General features: G+C 69.4%; 14 protein-coding genes and 1 riboswitch. Of the genes, 8 read left to right on the top strand and 6 right to left on the bottom strand.

Annotated features, from left to right (window positions below):
- The first annotated feature begins 178 nt into the window (after positions 1–178).
- Entirely contained in the window at positions 179–1,906 is a 1,728-nt protein-coding gene (locus RIN43_RS00280; protein WP_309126868.1) for an ABC transporter ATP-binding protein, read from the top strand.
- Positions 1,907–1,950: 44 nt separating this feature from the next.
- Positions 1,951–4,095, top strand: coding sequence for an ABC transporter ATP-binding protein (locus RIN43_RS00275; RefSeq protein WP_309127364.1), 2,145 nt, complete (start codon positions 1,951–1,953; stop codon positions 4,093–4,095).
- A 151-nt stretch (positions 4,096–4,246) separates the two neighbouring features.
- Here RIN43_RS00275 and RIN43_RS00270 read toward each other — a convergent pair whose 3' ends face one another.
- Positions 4,247–6,085, bottom strand: a complete 1,839-nt coding sequence (locus RIN43_RS00270) for a D-alanyl-D-alanine carboxypeptidase (protein WP_309126867.1) — start codon at positions 6,083–6,085, stop codon at positions 4,247–4,249.
- Positions 6,086–6,192: 107 nt separating this feature from the next.
- A riboswitch (TPP riboswitch) is annotated at positions 6,193–6,302 on the top strand.
- Between RIN43_RS00270 and RIN43_RS00265 the strand changes: the two genes are divergently transcribed.
- From RIN43_RS00265 to RIN43_RS00255, 3 genes are all read left to right on the top strand, one after another.
- The gene (locus RIN43_RS00265) at positions 6,295–6,927 is read left to right on the top strand and encodes an ECF transporter S component (RefSeq protein ID WP_309126866.1); all 633 of its coding nucleotides are present in this window, start codon (positions 6,295–6,297) and stop codon (positions 6,925–6,927) included. It overlaps the preceding riboswitch by 8 nt.
- A 1-nt stretch (position 6,928) precedes the next feature.
- Entirely contained in the window at positions 6,929–8,386 is a 1,458-nt protein-coding gene (locus tag RIN43_RS00260; protein ID WP_309126865.1) for an ATP-binding cassette domain-containing protein, read from the top strand.
- Positions 8,383–9,171, top strand: coding sequence for an energy-coupling factor transporter transmembrane component T (locus RIN43_RS00255; protein ID WP_309126864.1), 789 nt, complete (start codon positions 8,383–8,385; stop codon positions 9,169–9,171). Before RIN43_RS00260 ends, RIN43_RS00255 begins: the two co-directional genes overlap by 4 nt.
- A gap of 39 nt (positions 9,172–9,210) precedes the next feature.
- Here RIN43_RS00255 and RIN43_RS00250 read toward each other — a convergent pair whose 3' ends face one another.
- Positions 9,211–9,948 (bottom strand): aminoglycoside 3'-phosphotransferase, encoded by a 738-nt coding sequence (locus tag RIN43_RS00250; protein ID WP_309126863.1) that lies wholly within the window; start codon positions 9,946–9,948, stop codon positions 9,211–9,213.
- Positions 9,949–9,965: 17 nt separating this feature from the next.
- On the bottom strand, positions 9,966–10,328 hold the full coding sequence (locus RIN43_RS00245) for a DUF488 family protein (RefSeq protein ID WP_309126862.1): 363 nt from the start codon (positions 10,326–10,328) through the stop codon (positions 9,966–9,968).
- 110 nt (positions 10,329–10,438) lie between these two features.
- On the opposite strand from RIN43_RS00245, the gene RIN43_RS00240 reads away from it, so the two are divergent.
- Together RIN43_RS00240 and RIN43_RS00235 are read left to right on the top strand one after the other, a co-directional pair.
- Positions 10,439–11,200: an SDR family NAD(P)-dependent oxidoreductase gene (locus RIN43_RS00240; RefSeq protein ID WP_309126861.1), complete on the top strand. Its 762-nt coding sequence runs from the start codon at positions 10,439–10,441 to the stop codon at positions 11,198–11,200.
- Positions 11,201–11,209: 9 nt separating this feature from the next.
- Positions 11,210–12,040: an NAD(P)-dependent oxidoreductase gene (locus RIN43_RS00235; protein ID WP_309126860.1), complete on the top strand. Its 831-nt coding sequence runs from the start codon at positions 11,210–11,212 to the stop codon at positions 12,038–12,040.
- Positions 12,041–12,068: 28 nt separating this feature from the next.
- Here the strand turns inward: RIN43_RS00235 and RIN43_RS00230 are convergent, their stop codons facing one another.
- Both RIN43_RS00230 and RIN43_RS00225 read right to left on the bottom strand, forming a co-directional pair.
- Positions 12,069–12,797: a sulfite exporter TauE/SafE family protein gene (locus RIN43_RS00230; RefSeq protein WP_309126859.1), complete on the bottom strand. Its 729-nt coding sequence runs from the start codon at positions 12,795–12,797 to the stop codon at positions 12,069–12,071.
- 16 nt (positions 12,798–12,813) lie between these two features.
- The gene (locus RIN43_RS00225; protein ID WP_309126858.1) at positions 12,814–13,452 is read right to left on the bottom strand and encodes a bifunctional 4-hydroxy-2-oxoglutarate aldolase/2-dehydro-3-deoxy-phosphogluconate aldolase; all 639 of its coding nucleotides are present in this window, start codon (positions 13,450–13,452) and stop codon (positions 12,814–12,816) included.
- 167 nt (positions 13,453–13,619) lie between these two features.
- On the opposite strand from RIN43_RS00225, the gene rlmN reads away from it, so the two are divergent.
- Positions 13,620–14,876, top strand: a complete 1,257-nt coding sequence (rlmN, locus tag RIN43_RS00220; protein ID WP_309126857.1) for a 23S rRNA (adenine(2503)-C(2))-methyltransferase RlmN — start codon at positions 13,620–13,622, stop codon at positions 14,874–14,876.
- Positions 14,877–14,910: 34 nt separating this feature from the next.
- On the opposite strand, the gene RIN43_RS00215 is transcribed toward rlmN, so the two are convergent.
- Positions 14,911–15,393 carry a histidine phosphatase family protein gene (locus RIN43_RS00215; RefSeq protein ID WP_309126856.1) on the bottom strand — a complete coding sequence of 161 codons (483 nt, stop codon included), beginning with the start codon at positions 15,391–15,393 and terminating at the stop codon, positions 14,911–14,913.
- Between the last annotated feature and the right edge of the window lie 100 nt (positions 15,394–15,493).

Genomic DNA, 15,493 nt, shown 5'->3' with positions numbered 1-15,493 from the left:
TTCGACTCTGCGAGTCTAGGCGCGCGATTCTTCGATCGCGTCCAGGAAGAACCCCCGCCCTGCCGCGATTTTTCGCTCTCAGCGAAGGTCATACCTGAGGGGGATACGGATGTCGGATCTTCGTGGCACTCTTTCATGTGGCCGAATCTCGGCCCCGATCCCAAAAGGAAGTCCGCCTGTGCTGGGAAAGATCCTCTTCCGCTATCTCTCGAAATACCGATGGCTGCTGGCCGGAGTGCTGGTGTTCCAGTTCGCCAGTGCCATGGCCTCACTGTACCTGCCGCGGCTGAACGCCGACATCATCGACCAGGGCGTCGCCAAGGCCGACATCGGCTACATCTGGTCGCACGGCGTGTTCATGCTGACGATCTCGCTGGGGCAGATCATCGCGTCGATCATCGCCACCTATTTCGCCGCACGCGCCGCCATGTCCGTGGGACGCGACATCCGCGCGGACGTGTTCTCCCGCGTCAGCGGCTTCTCCGAGCGCGAGGTGTCGCAGTTCGGCGCCGGCTCCCTGATCACCCGCAACACGAACGACGTGCAGCAGGTGCAGATGCTCGCCATGATGGGCGCGACCATGTTCGTCACCGCGCCGCTGCTCGCCATCGGCGGCATCATCATGGCCGTGCAGACCAACGTCCGCCTCAGCTGGCTGATCGCCGTCTCTGTGCCGGTGCTGCTGATCGTCGCCGTGATCATCATCGGCCGCATGGTGCCGCTCTTCCGAGCCAACCAGCAGAAGCTCGACGGCGTGAACCGCATCATGCGCGAGCAGCTCACGGGTGTGCGCGTCGTGCGCGCGTTCGTGCGCGAGCCGATCGAGGAGGAGCGCTTCCGCGGCGCCAACACCGACCTGATGATCCTCGGGCGCAAGATCGGCTCGCTGTTCGTGCTGCTGTTCCCGCTGTTCATGCTGATCCTCAACGTCACCGTCGTCGCCGTCATCTGGTTCGGCGGCATCGAGATCAACGAGGGCGGTGTGGAGGTCGGCACGCTGTTCGCGTTCATGCAGTACATCGGCCAGATCATGATGGGCGTGATCATGTCGAGCTTCATGGCGATGATGATCCCGCGCGCCGCCGTCTCGGCCGAGCGCGTCGCCGAGGTGCTCGACGCCGAGTCGTCGATGACCAGGCCTGAAGACGGCGTCACCGAGTTCCGCACGCCTGGCGCCGTCGCGTTCGAGGGCGTCGAGTTCACCTACCCCGGCGCCGAGGCCCCGGTGCTCAGCGGCATCAGCTTCCGCGCCGAGCCCGGCGAGACCGTCGCCATCGTCGGCTCGACGGGCGCAGGCAAGACCACGCTGGTCTCGCTGATCCCCCGTCTGTTCGACGCCACCGGCGGTGCCGTGATGGTCGGCGGCACCGACGTGCGCGAAGCCGATGTGGATTCGCTCTGGAAGAGCATCGGACTCGTGCCGCAGCGTCCGTTCCTGTTCACCGGCACGGTCGCATCCAACCTGCGATACGGCCGCGAGGACGCCACCGACGAGGAGCTCTGGAAGGCGCTGGAGATCGCGCAGGGCCGCGACTTCGTCGAGGAGATGCCCGAGGGGCTCGACTCGCGCATCGCGCAGGGCGGCACCAACGTGTCCGGCGGCCAGCGTCAGCGTCTGGCGATCGCCAGGGCGCTCGTGCACCAGCCTCAGATCCTGGTCTTCGACGACTCGTTCTCGGCGCTCGACCTCACCACCGACGCCAGGCTGCGTCAGGCGCTGTGGCGTGAGTTGCCGCACGTCACGAAGATCGTCGTCGCGCAGCGCGTGTCGACCATCACCGACGCCGACCGCATCGTCGTGCTCGAGGGCGGCACCATGGTCGGCGTCGGCACGCATGAGGAGCTTCTCGCCACCAGCGCCACCTACAAGGAGATCGTCGAGTCGCAGCTGGGGGTGGACGCGTGAGCACGCCGGAGAAGAAGAACGCGAAGCCCGCCGAGAAGGGCGCGGTGAAGGAGCTCACCGCCGACGAGGCGTATGAGGCTGAGCTCGCTGAGCAGGCCCGGATCGACGGGGGCGGCTGGGACGGCCCGGCCGCGGGCAAAGCCGACAACTTCGGCCCGAGCTTCGCCCGGATGATCGGCCTGCTCAAGCCCTCGGCCGTCTGGTTCGTGCTGGTGTCGGTGCTCGGCGCGATCGGCGTCGTGCTCGCGGTGGCCGCACCGAAGGTGCTCGGCGAGGCGACCAACATCGTGTACGAGGGCTTCATCTCGCACGTGCTCGGCACCGGCGTCGGGGACTTCCCCGGCTTCCCGCAGGGCACGAGCCAGGCCGAGGTCGTCGAGGCGCTGCGCGCCGCGGGCCAGGACGACTTCGCCAACATGGTCGGCGCCATGCAGAACTTCTCGGTCGGCGCCGGCGTCGAATTCGAGCGGCTGCGCTGGATCATCGTCGCGGTGCTCGCGATCTACGTCGTCTCGGCGCTGCTGAGCTGGATCCAGGGTTACGTCATCAACGTGATCATGGTCCGCACCATGTGGCGTCTGCGCGAGAGCGTCGAGGCGAAGATCAACCGCCTGCCGCTTTCGTACTTCGACAAGGTTCAGCGCGGAGAGCTCATTTCGCGCGTCACGAACGACATCGACAACATCACTCAGACGATGCAGCAGTCGCTGTCGGGTGCGCTCACCTCTGTGCTCACCGTGATCGGCGTGCTGATCATGATGTTCTCGATCTCGTGGCAGCTCGCGCTGGTCGCACTGGTGTCGCTGCCGCTGATGGGCGTCATCTTCGGCATCATCGGACCGCGCTCGCAGAAGGCCTTCGGCACTCAGTGGCGAAAGGTCGGTCGTCTGAACGCGCGCGTCGAGGAGGCGTTCTCCGGGCACGCGCTGGTCAAGGTCTTCGGTCGCGAGCAGGAGGCGCTCGACAGCTTCCAGGTCGAGAACGAGGAGCTGTTCCAGGCGAGCTTCAAGGCACAGTTCCTGTCGGGCATCATCATGCCCGCCATGATGTTCGTCGGAAACCTCACCTACGTCGGCATCGCCGTGCTGGGTGGCCTGATGGTCGCGGGCGGCAACCTTCGCCTCGGCGACGTGCAGGCCTTCATCCAGTACTCGCAGCAGTTCAGCCAGCCGCTCAGCGAGCTCGGCGGCATGGCGGCAGTGGTGCAGTCGGGCACCGCGTCGGCAGAGCGAGTCTTCGACTTCCTCGACGCCGACGAGCAGGACCCGGATGCCGAGGAGGCTCCCGCCGTGCCCGAGGGCAAGGGCGTCATCGAGTTCCAGAACGTCGCGTTCTCGTACACCGAAGACAGGCCGCTCATCCGGGATCTGTCGTTCCGGGTGGAACCAGGGCAGACGGTCGCGATCGTCGGCCCGACCGGCGCGGGCAAGACCACGCTGGTCAACCTCATCATGCGCTTCTACGAGCTGAACTCGGGCCGCATCCTGCTCGACGGTCAGGACATCGCCGAGGTCAGCCGCGAGGATCTGCGTTCGCGTACCGGAATGGTGCTGCAGGACCCGTGGTTGTTCGCAGGCACGATCCGCGACAACATCCGTTACGGCAAGGAGAGCGCCACAGACGAGGAGTTGATGGAGGCCGCGAAGGCGACCTACGTCGACCGCTTCGTGCACTCTCTGCCCGACGGGTATGACACCGTGCTCGATGAGGACGCGTCGAACGTCTCGGCGGGCGAGCGGCAGCTGATCACGATCGCCCGTGCATTCGTGGCGCGCCCGTCGATCCTCATCCTCGATGAGGCGACGAGCGCGGTCGACACCCGCACGGAGCTGCTGCTGCAGCACGCGATGGCGGCGCTTCGCAAGGGGCGCACCTCGTTCGTGATCGCGCACCGTCTGTCGACGATCCGCGACGCCGATCTCATCCTCGTGATGGAGCACGGCGACATCGTCGAGCAGGGCGACCACGACGAGCTGATCGCCAAGCGCGGCGCGTACTGGCGTCTGTACCAGTCGCAGTTCGAGCAGGCGGCGACCGACATCGACGCCGAGGAGGCACTCACCGGCACCACCCCGGTGATCGTGACGGGTGAGGCCGACGCCGCGCCGGGCGGAGCAGACGGATCCGCGGACGAAACGGGCCCCGAAGCAGGGGAGCCGGCGGCATCCGACAGTGAAAGGCGCCGCTGATCCGCAGGCCGAGACGCCCGTCCCTCACATGAGGGACGGGCGTCTCGCGTCAGCAGCGTGATCGTCCGAATGCCTGGGGAGCCGGTGGTACGCGCAGCCGGTGAGCCGTGCGCTGGTCTCCCCGCGTTCGGGCTGTCGGACCGGCGCCGGATCAGTCCTTGTCGAGACCGAAGAGTTCCAGCGGGTGGGTGAGTCGCCACCAGATGCTCGGCGCCTCCACGTCGCTCGAGAGCGACACCGTCGTCTCATCCGTGTCGAGCGGGCCCTGGGTGGTGAACGTACCCACCTCCGCACCCTTCCCGGTGTCGTCGCCGAGCGAGAACTCGACCGAAGTCCGCGCCACCGCGCCGTTCCACAGCACGACCTGCGCGTCGGCATCCGTCAGCACATCGGCCGTTTCGCCCCATTCGGTGGTGACCCGGCCGACGACGGTTCCCGCGGGAACCGTGACGGGCTGCTCCACGAGCGCCTTGTCGACCTCGGCCAGAAGGCTTCTCGCAACGGCGACACGCGCATCGTTGTCGTCCTGTCCGAGAACAGCGGCGAAGACGCGCACGGTGGTGTCGCCGAGCGGCACCTCCTTGGCGGTGAGCAGATTCCAATGCGAGAGGGTGCCCGTCTTGATGCCGATGACGCCGGTATCGCCCAGCATCTCGTTCGTGTTCGTCACCGTCCCTGCGCCGGGGATCTCCGCCGACCGGGTGCCGACGATCTCGGCGAGCACGGGGTTCTTCATGCCCAGCTCGCCGAGCGCGACGAGGGCGGCCGGAGTGGCGACGTTGCGCTCATCGAAGCCCGATGGGCTCTCCAGCGTCATGCCCGAGATACCGTGCTCGCGCAACCAGGCGCGGGAAGCCTCGGCGAAACCGGCGTCTCCGCCCCACAGCTCCTCCGCAAGGCGGTCGATGTAGTTGTTCGCCGATCCGAGGAGCACGCCCTGGAGCATCTGGTACTCCGTCAGACTGCCGCCGACCGGCACGTCCAGGGCGGACTGATTCGACCAGCGGTACTGCCAGTAGTCGCGGGCGTCGCCGGCGTCGAACTCGAAGCTGGGGCCCTGCTCGCCGACCTCGAGGGGCAGCTTCTCGAGCACCATCAGCACCGACGCCACCTTCGAGATGCTGGCGATCTCGTCGGCCGAACTCGTCGAGGCGGCGGTCGACAGCCCCTGCACGCTCACGGCGGCGCTTCCGGTGGAGGGCCAGGGCAGGGCGGCGGCGGGCGCGGGCGCGGTCTCGACGGTCACCGCCGAGATCTCGGGTGCCACCGCGTCCAAGGGCCACAGCAGCGTGGCGGCGACGTAGGCGCCGCAGATTCCCGCGAGGATACCGAGCGGCGTGAGCACGCGCGGGCGCAGCCATCCCGGCGTCAGGCGGGCTCCGGCGAGGATGTCCGGCGCGGGGGAGCTCTCGAGCGCCGGTGCGGCGGATGCGGCCGCGACCTCCCTCGAGTCGATCCAGGTGAGCGCGGTGGGCGGACGTCGTTCGTCGGCCCATTCGGCGGGCGCGGGCTGCGTCGCCATGAACGGCGTGGCGTCGGCTCGTTCGGCAACGGGATCCGGGTGCGGTGCGACAGGAGCCGTCTCGCCGGGCTCCGTGAGGGTCAGGAACTCCGTCGCGGGCAGGGCCTCAGCCGACGCGGGTTTCACCGCCGCCACGGGCTCCGAGGCCGAGAGCAGAAAGGCGGTCTCAGGCAGGGCATCGCCGTCGTCGTCCGTTCGCGGCTCGTCATCGGCGCCCGTCCGCTGCGCGTCGACGAGCTTCGCGAACTCCCCGTCGGTGGTCTCAGCGGTGTCTACTGCGAACTCGGCTACCGCCTCCTCGGCGCGACCCGCGGGCGTGAGCACCGCTGTCGCCGCATCCGTCGTGCCCGCGTCCGTCGGCGTCTCGGCCGAGGCGCCCGGGTCGCCATCGGCACCCGTCCGGGCACGGTTGCGCTCACGGAGGGCACGCCGCGTGGCCGGACGCGCGGAATCGGGGGAGGCGGTCACTCCGCTACGGTACCTAATCCAGCGCCGCACTGCCCTGTCACCGCGCCGGTACTCCGCTCGTCGATGGGCAGCGGCGACGCCGGAACTCGGGCGGAGGGCTATGATCGATCACAAACCACGGGAGTCCGGCGAGCCGGGCTGAGAGGAAGCGACCCGCGCTTCGACCGTCGAACCTGATCCGGATCATGCCGGCGCAGGGAGGAGTCCAGATGAGCACATCCACGTCCGCATCCGTCCGCTCGGAGCGCATCCGTCCCGAGATCTGGCGCTGGCGCGTCGTCGACATCGTCGTCGCCAGCGTTCTCGGCGTCGCCTGCGGGTTCCTGTTCCTGGCCTGGAACGTCGGCTACCTGGGCCCGAAGGCCCTGCTCGAGCCGCTCATGCCGGGCGTGCAGGGACTGCTCGACGGCCCCTGGCTGATCGCCGGCGTGCTGGGCGGGCTCATCATCCGCAAGGCTGGCGCGGCGATCTACGTCGAGGTCATCGCCGCGGTCGTCTCGGCCCTCGCAGGGGCGCAATGGGGCGGCTTCCTCACGATCGAGGCGGGCCTCGTGCAGGGTCTCGGCGCCGAGCTGATCTTCCTGATCTTCGCCTACCGGGTGTGGACGCTCCCGGTCGCGATCCTCGCCGGGGCGGGTGCCGCCCTGCTCGGCGGCGTCAACAATCTGATCCTGTGGTTTGCGGGCAGCGACGCCGCGTTCACCGTCATCTACCTCATCTGCACGGTGATCTCCGGCGCGGTGCTGGCCGGCCTGCTGGGCTGGCTCCTCGCGCGGGGGCTCGCCGCCACGGGAGCCCTCGACCGCTTCGGCTCAGGCCGTGAGGTGCGAGCCCGCGTCTGACATGACCGTGGCCGAGATCCGGCCGGCGACGGTCGAAGCACGCGGCTGGGGCTGGCGGCACGCCAGCCGGCTCGCCTGGGCACTGCGCGACGTCTCGCTGCGCATCGGCCCCGGTGAGCGTGTGCTGCTGCTCGGCGCCTCGGGGGCGGGGAAGTCGACGCTGCTGCACGGTCTCGCCGGCGTCCTCGGCGGCGACGAGGAGGGCGAGGCCGAGGGTGAGCTGCTCATCGACGGCATCCCCGCCGCAGCGTCCCGCGGACGCACCGGGCTGGTGCTGCAGGACCCCGATTCGCAGGTGATCCTCGCCCGCGTCGGCGACGACGTCGCCTTCGGCTGCGAGAACCTCGGCGTCCCGCGCGATGAGATCTGGCACCGCGTCGGCCACGCGCTGGATGCGGTCGGCCTGAACGTGCCGCTCGACCGCCAGACCAAGGCGCTCTCGGGCGGGCAGAAGCAGCGGCTCGCACTGGCAGGGTCCCTCGCCATGCGCCCGGGCCTGCTGCTGCTCGACGAGCCCACGGCCAACCTCGACCCCGAGGGGGTGGCGGATGTGCGGGATGCGGTCGAGCGGATGCTGGCTGAGCAGCGCACCACGCTCATCGTCGTCGAGCATCGCCTCGACGTGTGGCTGCCCCTGATCGACCGCGTCGTCGTGATCGGCGACGGCGGTGTGATCGCCGACGGTCCGCCGGATCACGTGCTGTCGGTGCAGGGCGAGCGGCTGGCGCAGGCGGGTGTCTGGGTTCCCGGCTTCCCGCCCGCATCCCCGCCGCCCCCTGCGTCGGCTCCGGGGGAGGCGCTGGTGAGCGCCCGCGATCTGGCTGTCGCGCGCGTGCGTGGTGTCACGGTCGCCCACGGCATCGACGTCGACGTGCACGCCGGATCGACCCTCGCCATCACCGGACCGAATGGCGCGGGCAAGTCGACCCTCGGGCTCACTCTCGCGGGGCTGCTGCCCGCAGCGGCGGGATCGGTCACCGCATCCGCTTCCCTCCGGGCCGGGGCGGGGCCGACACCGATCGGCTGGAGCTCGCGGCAGCTGCTCACCCGCATCGGCACCGTCTTCCAGGAGCCCGAGCACCAGCTGCTGGCCACCACCGTCCGCGATGAGCTGGCGATCGGGCCGCGCTCGCTCGGGCTCGCGGAGGGCGAGGTCTCGGCCCGCATCGACGAGCTGCTGCAGCGGCTGCGGCTCGACGGGCTCGCGAGGGCGAACCCCTACACGCTGTCGGGCGGAGAGAAGCGCCGCCTGACAGTGGCCGCCGCGCTCGCGACACGGCCGCCCGTGCTCGTGCTCGACGAACCCACCTTCGGGCAGGACGCGCGTACCTGGCAGGAGCTGGTCGCCATGCTCGCGGCGCTGCGCGACGAGGGCACCGCCCTGGTGACGGTCACGCACGACCTCGACGTGGTCGCGGCGCTGCACGCCGAGCGCCTCACTCTGGCGGCGTCGGCATGACCCTACTCGAAGCGCGCGCCCGCACCGGGCCCATGGCGCGCATCAACCCAGTCGCCAAGCTCGGTGCGAGCGCGCTGATCGCCATCCCGCTGATCCTCACCCTCGATATGGTCTCGGCCGCTGTCGCCCTGGTGCTGGAGTGCGCACTGCTCGTCTTCGCCGGCATCGGCTGGCGTGAGTTCTGGACGCGCACCTGGCCGGTGTGGCTCGCCGGCCCGCTCACGGGGGTGACCATAGCGCTGTACGGCGAGCCGAGCGGCACCGTGTACCTGGAGTGGTTCCTGGTGCGGGTGAGCGACGGTTCGCTCGCGCTCGCCGGAGCCACCGCGCTGCGCGTGCTCGCCATCGCGCTGCCGTCGGTCGTGCTGTTCATCACGGTCGACCCCACCGACCTCGCCGACGGACTCGCGCAGGTGCTGCACCTGCCGGCGCGTTTCGTGCTCGGAGCCCTGGCGGGGCTGCGCATGGTGGGGCTGTTCCTCGACGACTGGCGGGCGCTGGAGCTCGCCAGGCGCGCTCGCGGTGTCGCGGACCGCGGTCGCGTCCGCCGGTTCCTCGGCATGGCCTTCGCGCTGCTGGTGCTCTCGATCCGGCGCGGCGCCAAGCTGTCGACCGCTATGGAGGCGCGCGGCTTCGGCGCCACCACCAAGCGCAGCTGGGCACGGGAATCGCGCTTCGGACGGCGTGAATGGGTCCTGCTGGCGATCGGCGCGCTGATCTCCGGTGTCTCGATCGCCGCGGCGGTGGCATTCGGCACCTGGAACTTCATCCTCGGGCCCGCCTGACCGACAACGGCGAACAGTGGGAACTCTTCGGCTCCGACTTCAGGTCGCGTTCCAGAGATCGCGGTAGTACGCCAACCGCTCACGATCCGGAGCGACTCCGTAGGCGTCGATGAGAGTGTCCTCCCAGCCCGGTCCGTAGTTCCACTCGGTGCTCATCGACGCGACCGCGATGTCGGCCCAGCGATCGGCGACGCCGAGGGCGGCGAGGTCGACATGTGCGATGCCGGTGCCGTCGGCGGCGATGAGAGTGTTCGGGCAGCAGGCATCGCCATGGCAGACGACGGCGACATCGATCGGGGGCGCGTCGCGCAGGTGCTCGGGCACGACGATGCCGCGACGTGCCGCGTTCTCGAGGCGATCGCGCACGTTCCAGCTCCACGGACACGAGTCGGCCGGCAGAGCGTCGTGCAAGCGTCGCAGGGCCCGCCCGATTGCGGGCACGGCGACCTCGGGTCGGGCGACCCACTGCGGAGCCACCGCGCTGTCGGCCTCGATGGCCGCAGTGACGAGCCACTCGTGAACAGCATCCTCTCCCTGGTCGATCACGCGCGGTACCGTCGTCCACCGGCGAGCCCACCGCATCCGCTCCGCCTCGTCGCGCATGGAGGTCTCGGCGTTGCGCGGACCCCATTTGATGAAGCGGGCCTGCGCCCCTGGGCTCGTCGCGCGGAAGGTCAGTCCGCCCAGCTCGTTCCGCCACACGCAGACGAGCTCGGCCTCACCGGCCAGCATCCGCACGCGCTCGGGCGCGACCGTCGCGCTCGCGGGGATCGACATGCCCCCATCCTGCCCGATCACCGAAGCAACGGGCGCAGTGCCTCCTCCAGCACGATCGCATGATTGCGCTCCGCGTCGTGCGCCGCGTACACGAGGGTGGCGACCGGATGCCGTCCCAGCTCGTCGGCCAGCACGCGCAGCGCCTCGGCGCTCTCGTGGGCGAGCTGTTCGCGGTATCGGTCGGCGTAGAGGTCCCACTGATCAGGGGATGCGGCGTGCCACTCCCGGCGCAGTTCAGCGCTCGGCGCGGTGTCCTTCGCCCAGAGGTCGATCTTCGCCCGATCCTTCGACACCCCGCGCGGCCACAGCCGGTCGACGAGGACCCGGTAGCCGTCGTCGGCGGAGGCGGTGTCGTAGGCTCGCTTTCGACGCAGTTCCATGCCCTCAGCATCCACCGCGAGAGGGAATCAGCGCCAGTGGAGGAACTCAGCACCACGTATGCTGAGACTCAGTCGCAACGGTTGGCGCGGAGTCGTTCGAAGGAGAACACATGAACATCAGCGGACAGGGCGCGCTCATCACCGGCGGCGCGAGCGGGCTCGGCCTCGCCACCGCGCGCCGTCTGGCCGCGTCCGGAGCGCAGGTCACGATCATTGACCTGCCGAACTCTTCGGGTGAGGACATCGCGGCGGAGCTCGGTGGGGCTTTCGCGGCGGCCGACGTGACCAGCGCGGACGAGGTCGCGGCCGCCGTCGCGGCAGCGCAGGCCGTCGCGCCGCTGCGAGTGGTCGTCAACTGCGCGGGGATCGCTCCGCCCGCCAAGGTGCTCGACCGGGATGGGAATCCCGCGGACCTCGACGCGTTCGAGCGGATCATCCGCATCAATCTGATCGGCACGTTCAACGTCATCTCCCAGGCGTCCGCGGTGATCGCCCAGAACGAGCCGCTCGAGGGTGGCGATCGCGGCGTCATCGTCAACACGGCCAGCGTCGCCGCGTTCGATGGTCAGATCGGCCAGCCCGCGTACTCGGCTTCGAAGGGCGGCGTGCACGCCATGACACTGCCGATCGCGCGAGAGCTCGCCCGCCACGGCATCCGTGTGTGCACGATCGCCCCGGGCATCATGGAGACTCCGATGCTGGCCGGCCTGCCGCAGGCGGCGCAGGACTCCCTCGGCCAGCAGGTGCCGTACCCGTCGCGGTTGGGAAGGCCCGACGAGTACGCGGCGCTGGTCGAGCACATCGTGGCCAACGGCTACCTCAACGGCGAGACCATCCGCCTCGACGGCGCCATCCGCATGGCGCCGAAGTAAGGAGAAGACATGTCACTGGCAGGCAAGACGATCCTGATGTCGGGCGGAAGCCGCGGCATCGGCCTGGCGATCGCGCTGAAGGCCGCTGCCGACGGGGCGAACATCGCGATGCTCGCGAAGACCGACACCCCGCATCCGAAGCTCGAGGGTACCGTGCACACCGCTGCCGACGCGATCCGGGCCGCCGGAGGGCAGGCGCTTCCCATCGTCGGCGACGTGCGCGACGACGACGACATCACCGAGGCCGTGCTGAAGGCCGCAGGGGAGTTCGGCGGCATCGACATCGTGATCAACAACGCCAGCGTCGTCGACCTGTCGCGCTCACTCGATCTGTCCGCCAAGAAGTATGACCTGATGCAGGACGTCAACGTGCGCGGCACGTTCATGCTTTCCCGTGCGGCCGTTCCCGTGCTGAAAGAGGCGCAGAACCCGCACATCCTCTCACTCTCGCCGCCCTTGAACCTGACACCGAAGTGGCTGGGCGCGCACACCGGTTACACGCTCGCGAAGTACGGAATGACCATGGTCACTCTCGGACTCGCCGCCGAATTCGCGGATGCCGGCATCGCGGCGAACACGCTGTGGCCGCGAACGACGATCGCGACGGCCGCCGTGCAGAACCTGCTCGGCGGTGAAAGAGTGATGGCCGCGAGTCGCACCGCCGACATCTACGCGGATGCCGCGTACTCGGTGCTCGGCAGGCCGGCCGCCTCGTACACCGGCCAGTCGCTCATCGTCGAGGACGTGCTCGAGGCCGACGGTGTGACGGACTTCTCGAAGTACGCCGCGGTGCCCGGCACTCCCGACGATCGGCTGTTCCCGGACATCTTCCTCGACTGAGCCGAGAGCGGCCTTCCACTGCGCCGGCTCAGATCAGCAGGTACAGTGCACCGGCGATCGTCAGCACGACGACGATGCGTTCGAACAGCCGCTGCGGCATCCGCTTCGCCAGGCGCATGCCGAGCAGGGCGCCGATGACCACCAGCGGAGCCAGCAGCAGATCCATCCACAGCACGACCGGTGTGACCAGGCCTATGCCGGCGAGGAACGGCACCTTCACGAGGTTCACCGTCGCGAAGAACCACGCTGAAGTGCCGAGGAAGACCTGTACCGGGGTGCGGGTGGCGATGAAGTACATCGACATGACCGGGCCGCCGGCGTTGGCGACCATGGTGGTGAACCCGGCGAGAGTGCCGTACGACGCCGCGGCGATCGCCCCCTCGGAATGCCGGGAGCGCCTGCGCCGCCACAGGGTGATGCCGATCATGACGAGCAGGATCACGCCGATGGTGCGCCGCACGACGGAGTCGTCTCCGAGGGCGAGGAAGGCGAAACCCAGCAGAAATCCGGCCATGACCGCCGGTGCCAGTCGCAGCAGCGTCGGCCAGTGCGCGTGCCGCCGGTAGGCGATCAGGGCGAACACGTCGCCGACGATGAAGAGCAGCAGCATCGCGGCGGTCGACGTGCGCGCCGGCAGCACTGAGGCCAGGATCACCACCGAGACCGTCGCGCCCCCGGGGATCGCCGTCTTGGAGATTCCGGCGTTGAACGCGGCGAAGGCGAGCAGCGCCCACGCCCACGGCGCGAGTTCGATCATGGGTGCCGTGCGGTCGTCAGCCGCGGACGGCGGCGAGGGCCTCTGCGAAGCGTGCCGCCCGGTGCTCGAGGTCGGCCCAGTCGGATGCCGCGATCGACGCGGAGTTCGCGAGGTCCCCTCCGGCGCCGACGGCGACCGCGCCGACGGCGAACCATTCGGACAGGTTCTCGGGCTTCACCCCTCCGGTCGGCATGAGCGGTGCGTCCGGGAAGGGGCCGCGCAGCGCGCCGAGGTACGAGGGTCCGCCGAGCGAGGCCGGGAACATCTTCACGACGTCGACATCGAGCGACAGGGCCGCCATCACCTCGGTGGGGGTGAGTGCGCCGGTCATCACGACCCGTCCCGTCTCGAGCATGGCGCGGGTGAGGTCGGGGAGCGTGCCGGGGCTGACCAGGAACTCGGCTCCGGCGGCGGCGGCGGCGACCGCCTGCTCGGGAGTGGTCACGGTGCCCGCGCCGATGTACGCGCGCTCGCCGTGGCGGGCGATCAGCTCGCGGATCACGGCAGGGGCATCCGGCGTCGAATAGGTGACCTCGATACCGGTGACGCCGCCGCGGATGATGGCCTCCGCCGACTCGAGCGCGGCCTCGGCGGAGGGGGCGCGCAGCACGGCGAGCACGCCAACGGCGCGTGCACGGGAGAGGCGGTCGGTCATGAGGGCTCCGTTCGTCCTGTCCAGTCTCTCGCGCCACAGCCTGTAATTACAAGTTGCCTTTCACTGTCGCTGCGCCCGGACGTCGTGCTCGCAGGCGCGGACGTGGTGCGGGCGCGGAGCCGATGCCACCAGGTGCTTCCCACTCGCCAGCCCGTACCCTTGATGTCATGCCCGCATCCGATGAGACCCCGCGCATCCGTACGACGAAGCCTCGTGCGGTCACTCAGGTGCGCCCTGCGACCGAAGGATGGACACAGAAGAAGGATGCCGAGGGCCGGCCCCTCCTGCAGTTCGCCAGCCCGAAGCGCGGCAAGCCTCCGGTGCACCTGGCCGACATGACCCCCGCCGAGCGCGTCGAGAAGGTCAAGGAGCTCGGTCTTCCTGGGTTCCGCGCCAAGCAGCTCGCGACACACTACTTCACCCATTACACCTCGGACCCGGCGCACATGACCGACCTGCCGGCCGCGCAGCGCGACGAGCTCGTCACCGGCATGCTGCCTCCGCTGCTCACCGAGGTGCGCCGGCTGGAGACCGATCGCGGCGACACGATCAAGTTCCTCTGGCGACTGCACGACGGCGCCCTCGTCGAGTCGGTGCTCATGCGCTACCCCGGCCGCATCACGCTGTGCGTGTCGAGCCAGGCCGGATGCGGTATGAACTGCCCGTTCTGCGCCACAGGCCAGGCTGGTCTGACCCGCAACATGTCGACCGCCGAGATCATCGAGCAGATCGTCCGGGCCAACCGCGTCATCGCCAGCGGCGAGCTGGGCGGCAAGCGCCGAGACGACCACTCCATGGAGCGCGTGTCGAACATCGTCTTCATGGGCATGGGCGAACCGCTCGCCAATTACAAGCGCGTCATGGACGCCGTACGAGTCATGGTCGCGCCTCAGCCCGAGGGGCTCGGCATGAGTGCCCGCGGCATCACGGTGTCGACCGTCGGCCTTGTGCCTGCGATCCGCAAGCTCGCCGACGAGGACATCCCGGTGACCTTCGCGCTCTCGCTGCACGCTCCCGACGACCAGCTTCGCGATGAGCTGATCCCCGTGAACTCGCGCTGGAAGGTCGACGAGGCGTTGGACGCGGCTCGCGAGTACTTCGAGAAGACCGGTCGCCGGGTGTCGATCGAGTACGCCCTGATCAAGGACATGAACGATCACGGCTGGCGCGCCGATCTGCTGGCGGAGAAGCTGAACGCACGCGGACGCGGGTGGGTGCATGTGAACCCCATCCCGCTGAACCCGACGCCGGGATCGATCTGGACGGCATCCGAGGTCGACGTGCAGAACGAGTTCGTGCGACGCCTCAACGACGCCGGCATCCCGACCACCCTGCGCGACACTCGCGGCAAGGAGATCGATGGCGCCTGCGGTCAGCTCGTCGCGACCTCCGAGGACGAGGTGGCGGCCGCCGCGCTCGGCTGAGTGATCGACTGGCGCGGATGCCTGCGGCTGACCGTCAGCCCACGTCTTTCGGGGTGCGAAGTCGCAGCAGTCGACCCGACCCCTCGATCAGCTCGGCCCAGGAGCCGATGTCGACCGCGCACTCTGCGATCCCGGACGTCGGCAGCTGGGTCTGCTCGCCGGTGAGCTCGCCCACTGCCGCGCTCATCCCGGGATTGTGACCCACCAGCATCGCGACCGAGCAGTCCTCCGGCAGGGCGGCGGCGACCGCGAGGATCGCCTGCGCCGATGCGCCGTAGAGCAGAGGCTCCTCGACGACGACCACCCCGAACGCCGTCGCGTACTCGTCTGCCGTGCTCCTGGCGCGCGTCGCACTGCTCGACACGATCCTGTCGAGCGGCACGTCATCCTCGCTCAGCCGCTGTGCCATCGCGGGAGCGTCGCGCCGGCCGCGGGCGTTGAGCGGCCTGTCATGATCCGACAATCCGTGCACGCCCCAATCCGACTTGGCATGGCGCGCGAGCAGCAGGGTCTTCATGTCACCAGCCTGGCATCTGCGAGCGGATCGCGCGCCCCCTCGCCGCGACGGAGCGACCGGATCGCCCCGTCGCCCGGCGTTGCGGATTCTGCGTTACGGT

The sequence above is a fragment of the Microbacterium sp. genome, from assembly GCF_031178445.1.
Taxonomy (GTDB): domain Bacteria; phylum Actinomycetota; class Actinomycetes; order Actinomycetales; family Microbacteriaceae; genus Microbacterium.
The sequence above is the reverse complement of the archived record's forward strand: the minus strand, read 5'-3'. Positions and strand labels throughout refer to the sequence as shown.

Excerpts from the sequence above, each read along its gene's own strand:
- RIN43_RS00265 (WP_309126866.1), top strand. The coding sequence starts at position 6,295 with ATGAGCACATCCACGTCCGCATCCGTCCGCTCGGAGCGCATCCGTCCC.
- RIN43_RS00260 (WP_309126865.1), top strand. The coding sequence starts at position 6,929 with ATGACCGTGGCCGAGATCCGGCCGGCGACGGTCGAAGCACGCGGCTGG.
- RIN43_RS00255 (WP_309126864.1), top strand. The coding sequence starts at position 8,383 with ATGACCCTACTCGAAGCGCGCGCCCGCACCGGGCCCATGGCGCGCATC.
- RIN43_RS00250 (WP_309126863.1), bottom strand. The coding sequence starts at position 9,948 with ATGTCGATCCCCGCGAGCGCGACGGTCGCGCCCGAGCGCGTGCGGATG.
- RIN43_RS00245 (WP_309126862.1), bottom strand. The coding sequence starts at position 10,328 with ATGGAACTGCGTCGAAAGCGAGCCTACGACACCGCCTCCGCCGACGAC.
- RIN43_RS00240 (WP_309126861.1), top strand. The coding sequence starts at position 10,439 with ATGAACATCAGCGGACAGGGCGCGCTCATCACCGGCGGCGCGAGCGGG.
- RIN43_RS00235 (WP_309126860.1), top strand. The coding sequence starts at position 11,210 with ATGTCACTGGCAGGCAAGACGATCCTGATGTCGGGCGGAAGCCGCGGC.
- RIN43_RS00230 (WP_309126859.1), bottom strand. The coding sequence starts at position 12,797 with ATGATCGAACTCGCGCCGTGGGCGTGGGCGCTGCTCGCCTTCGCCGCG.
- RIN43_RS00225 (WP_309126858.1), bottom strand. The coding sequence starts at position 13,452 with ATGACCGACCGCCTCTCCCGTGCACGCGCCGTTGGCGTGCTCGCCGTG.
- rlmN (WP_309126857.1), top strand. The coding sequence starts at position 13,620 with ATGCCCGCATCCGATGAGACCCCGCGCATCCGTACGACGAAGCCTCGT.
- RIN43_RS00215 (WP_309126856.1), bottom strand. The coding sequence starts at position 15,393 with ATGAAGACCCTGCTGCTCGCGCGCCATGCCAAGTCGGATTGGGGCGTG.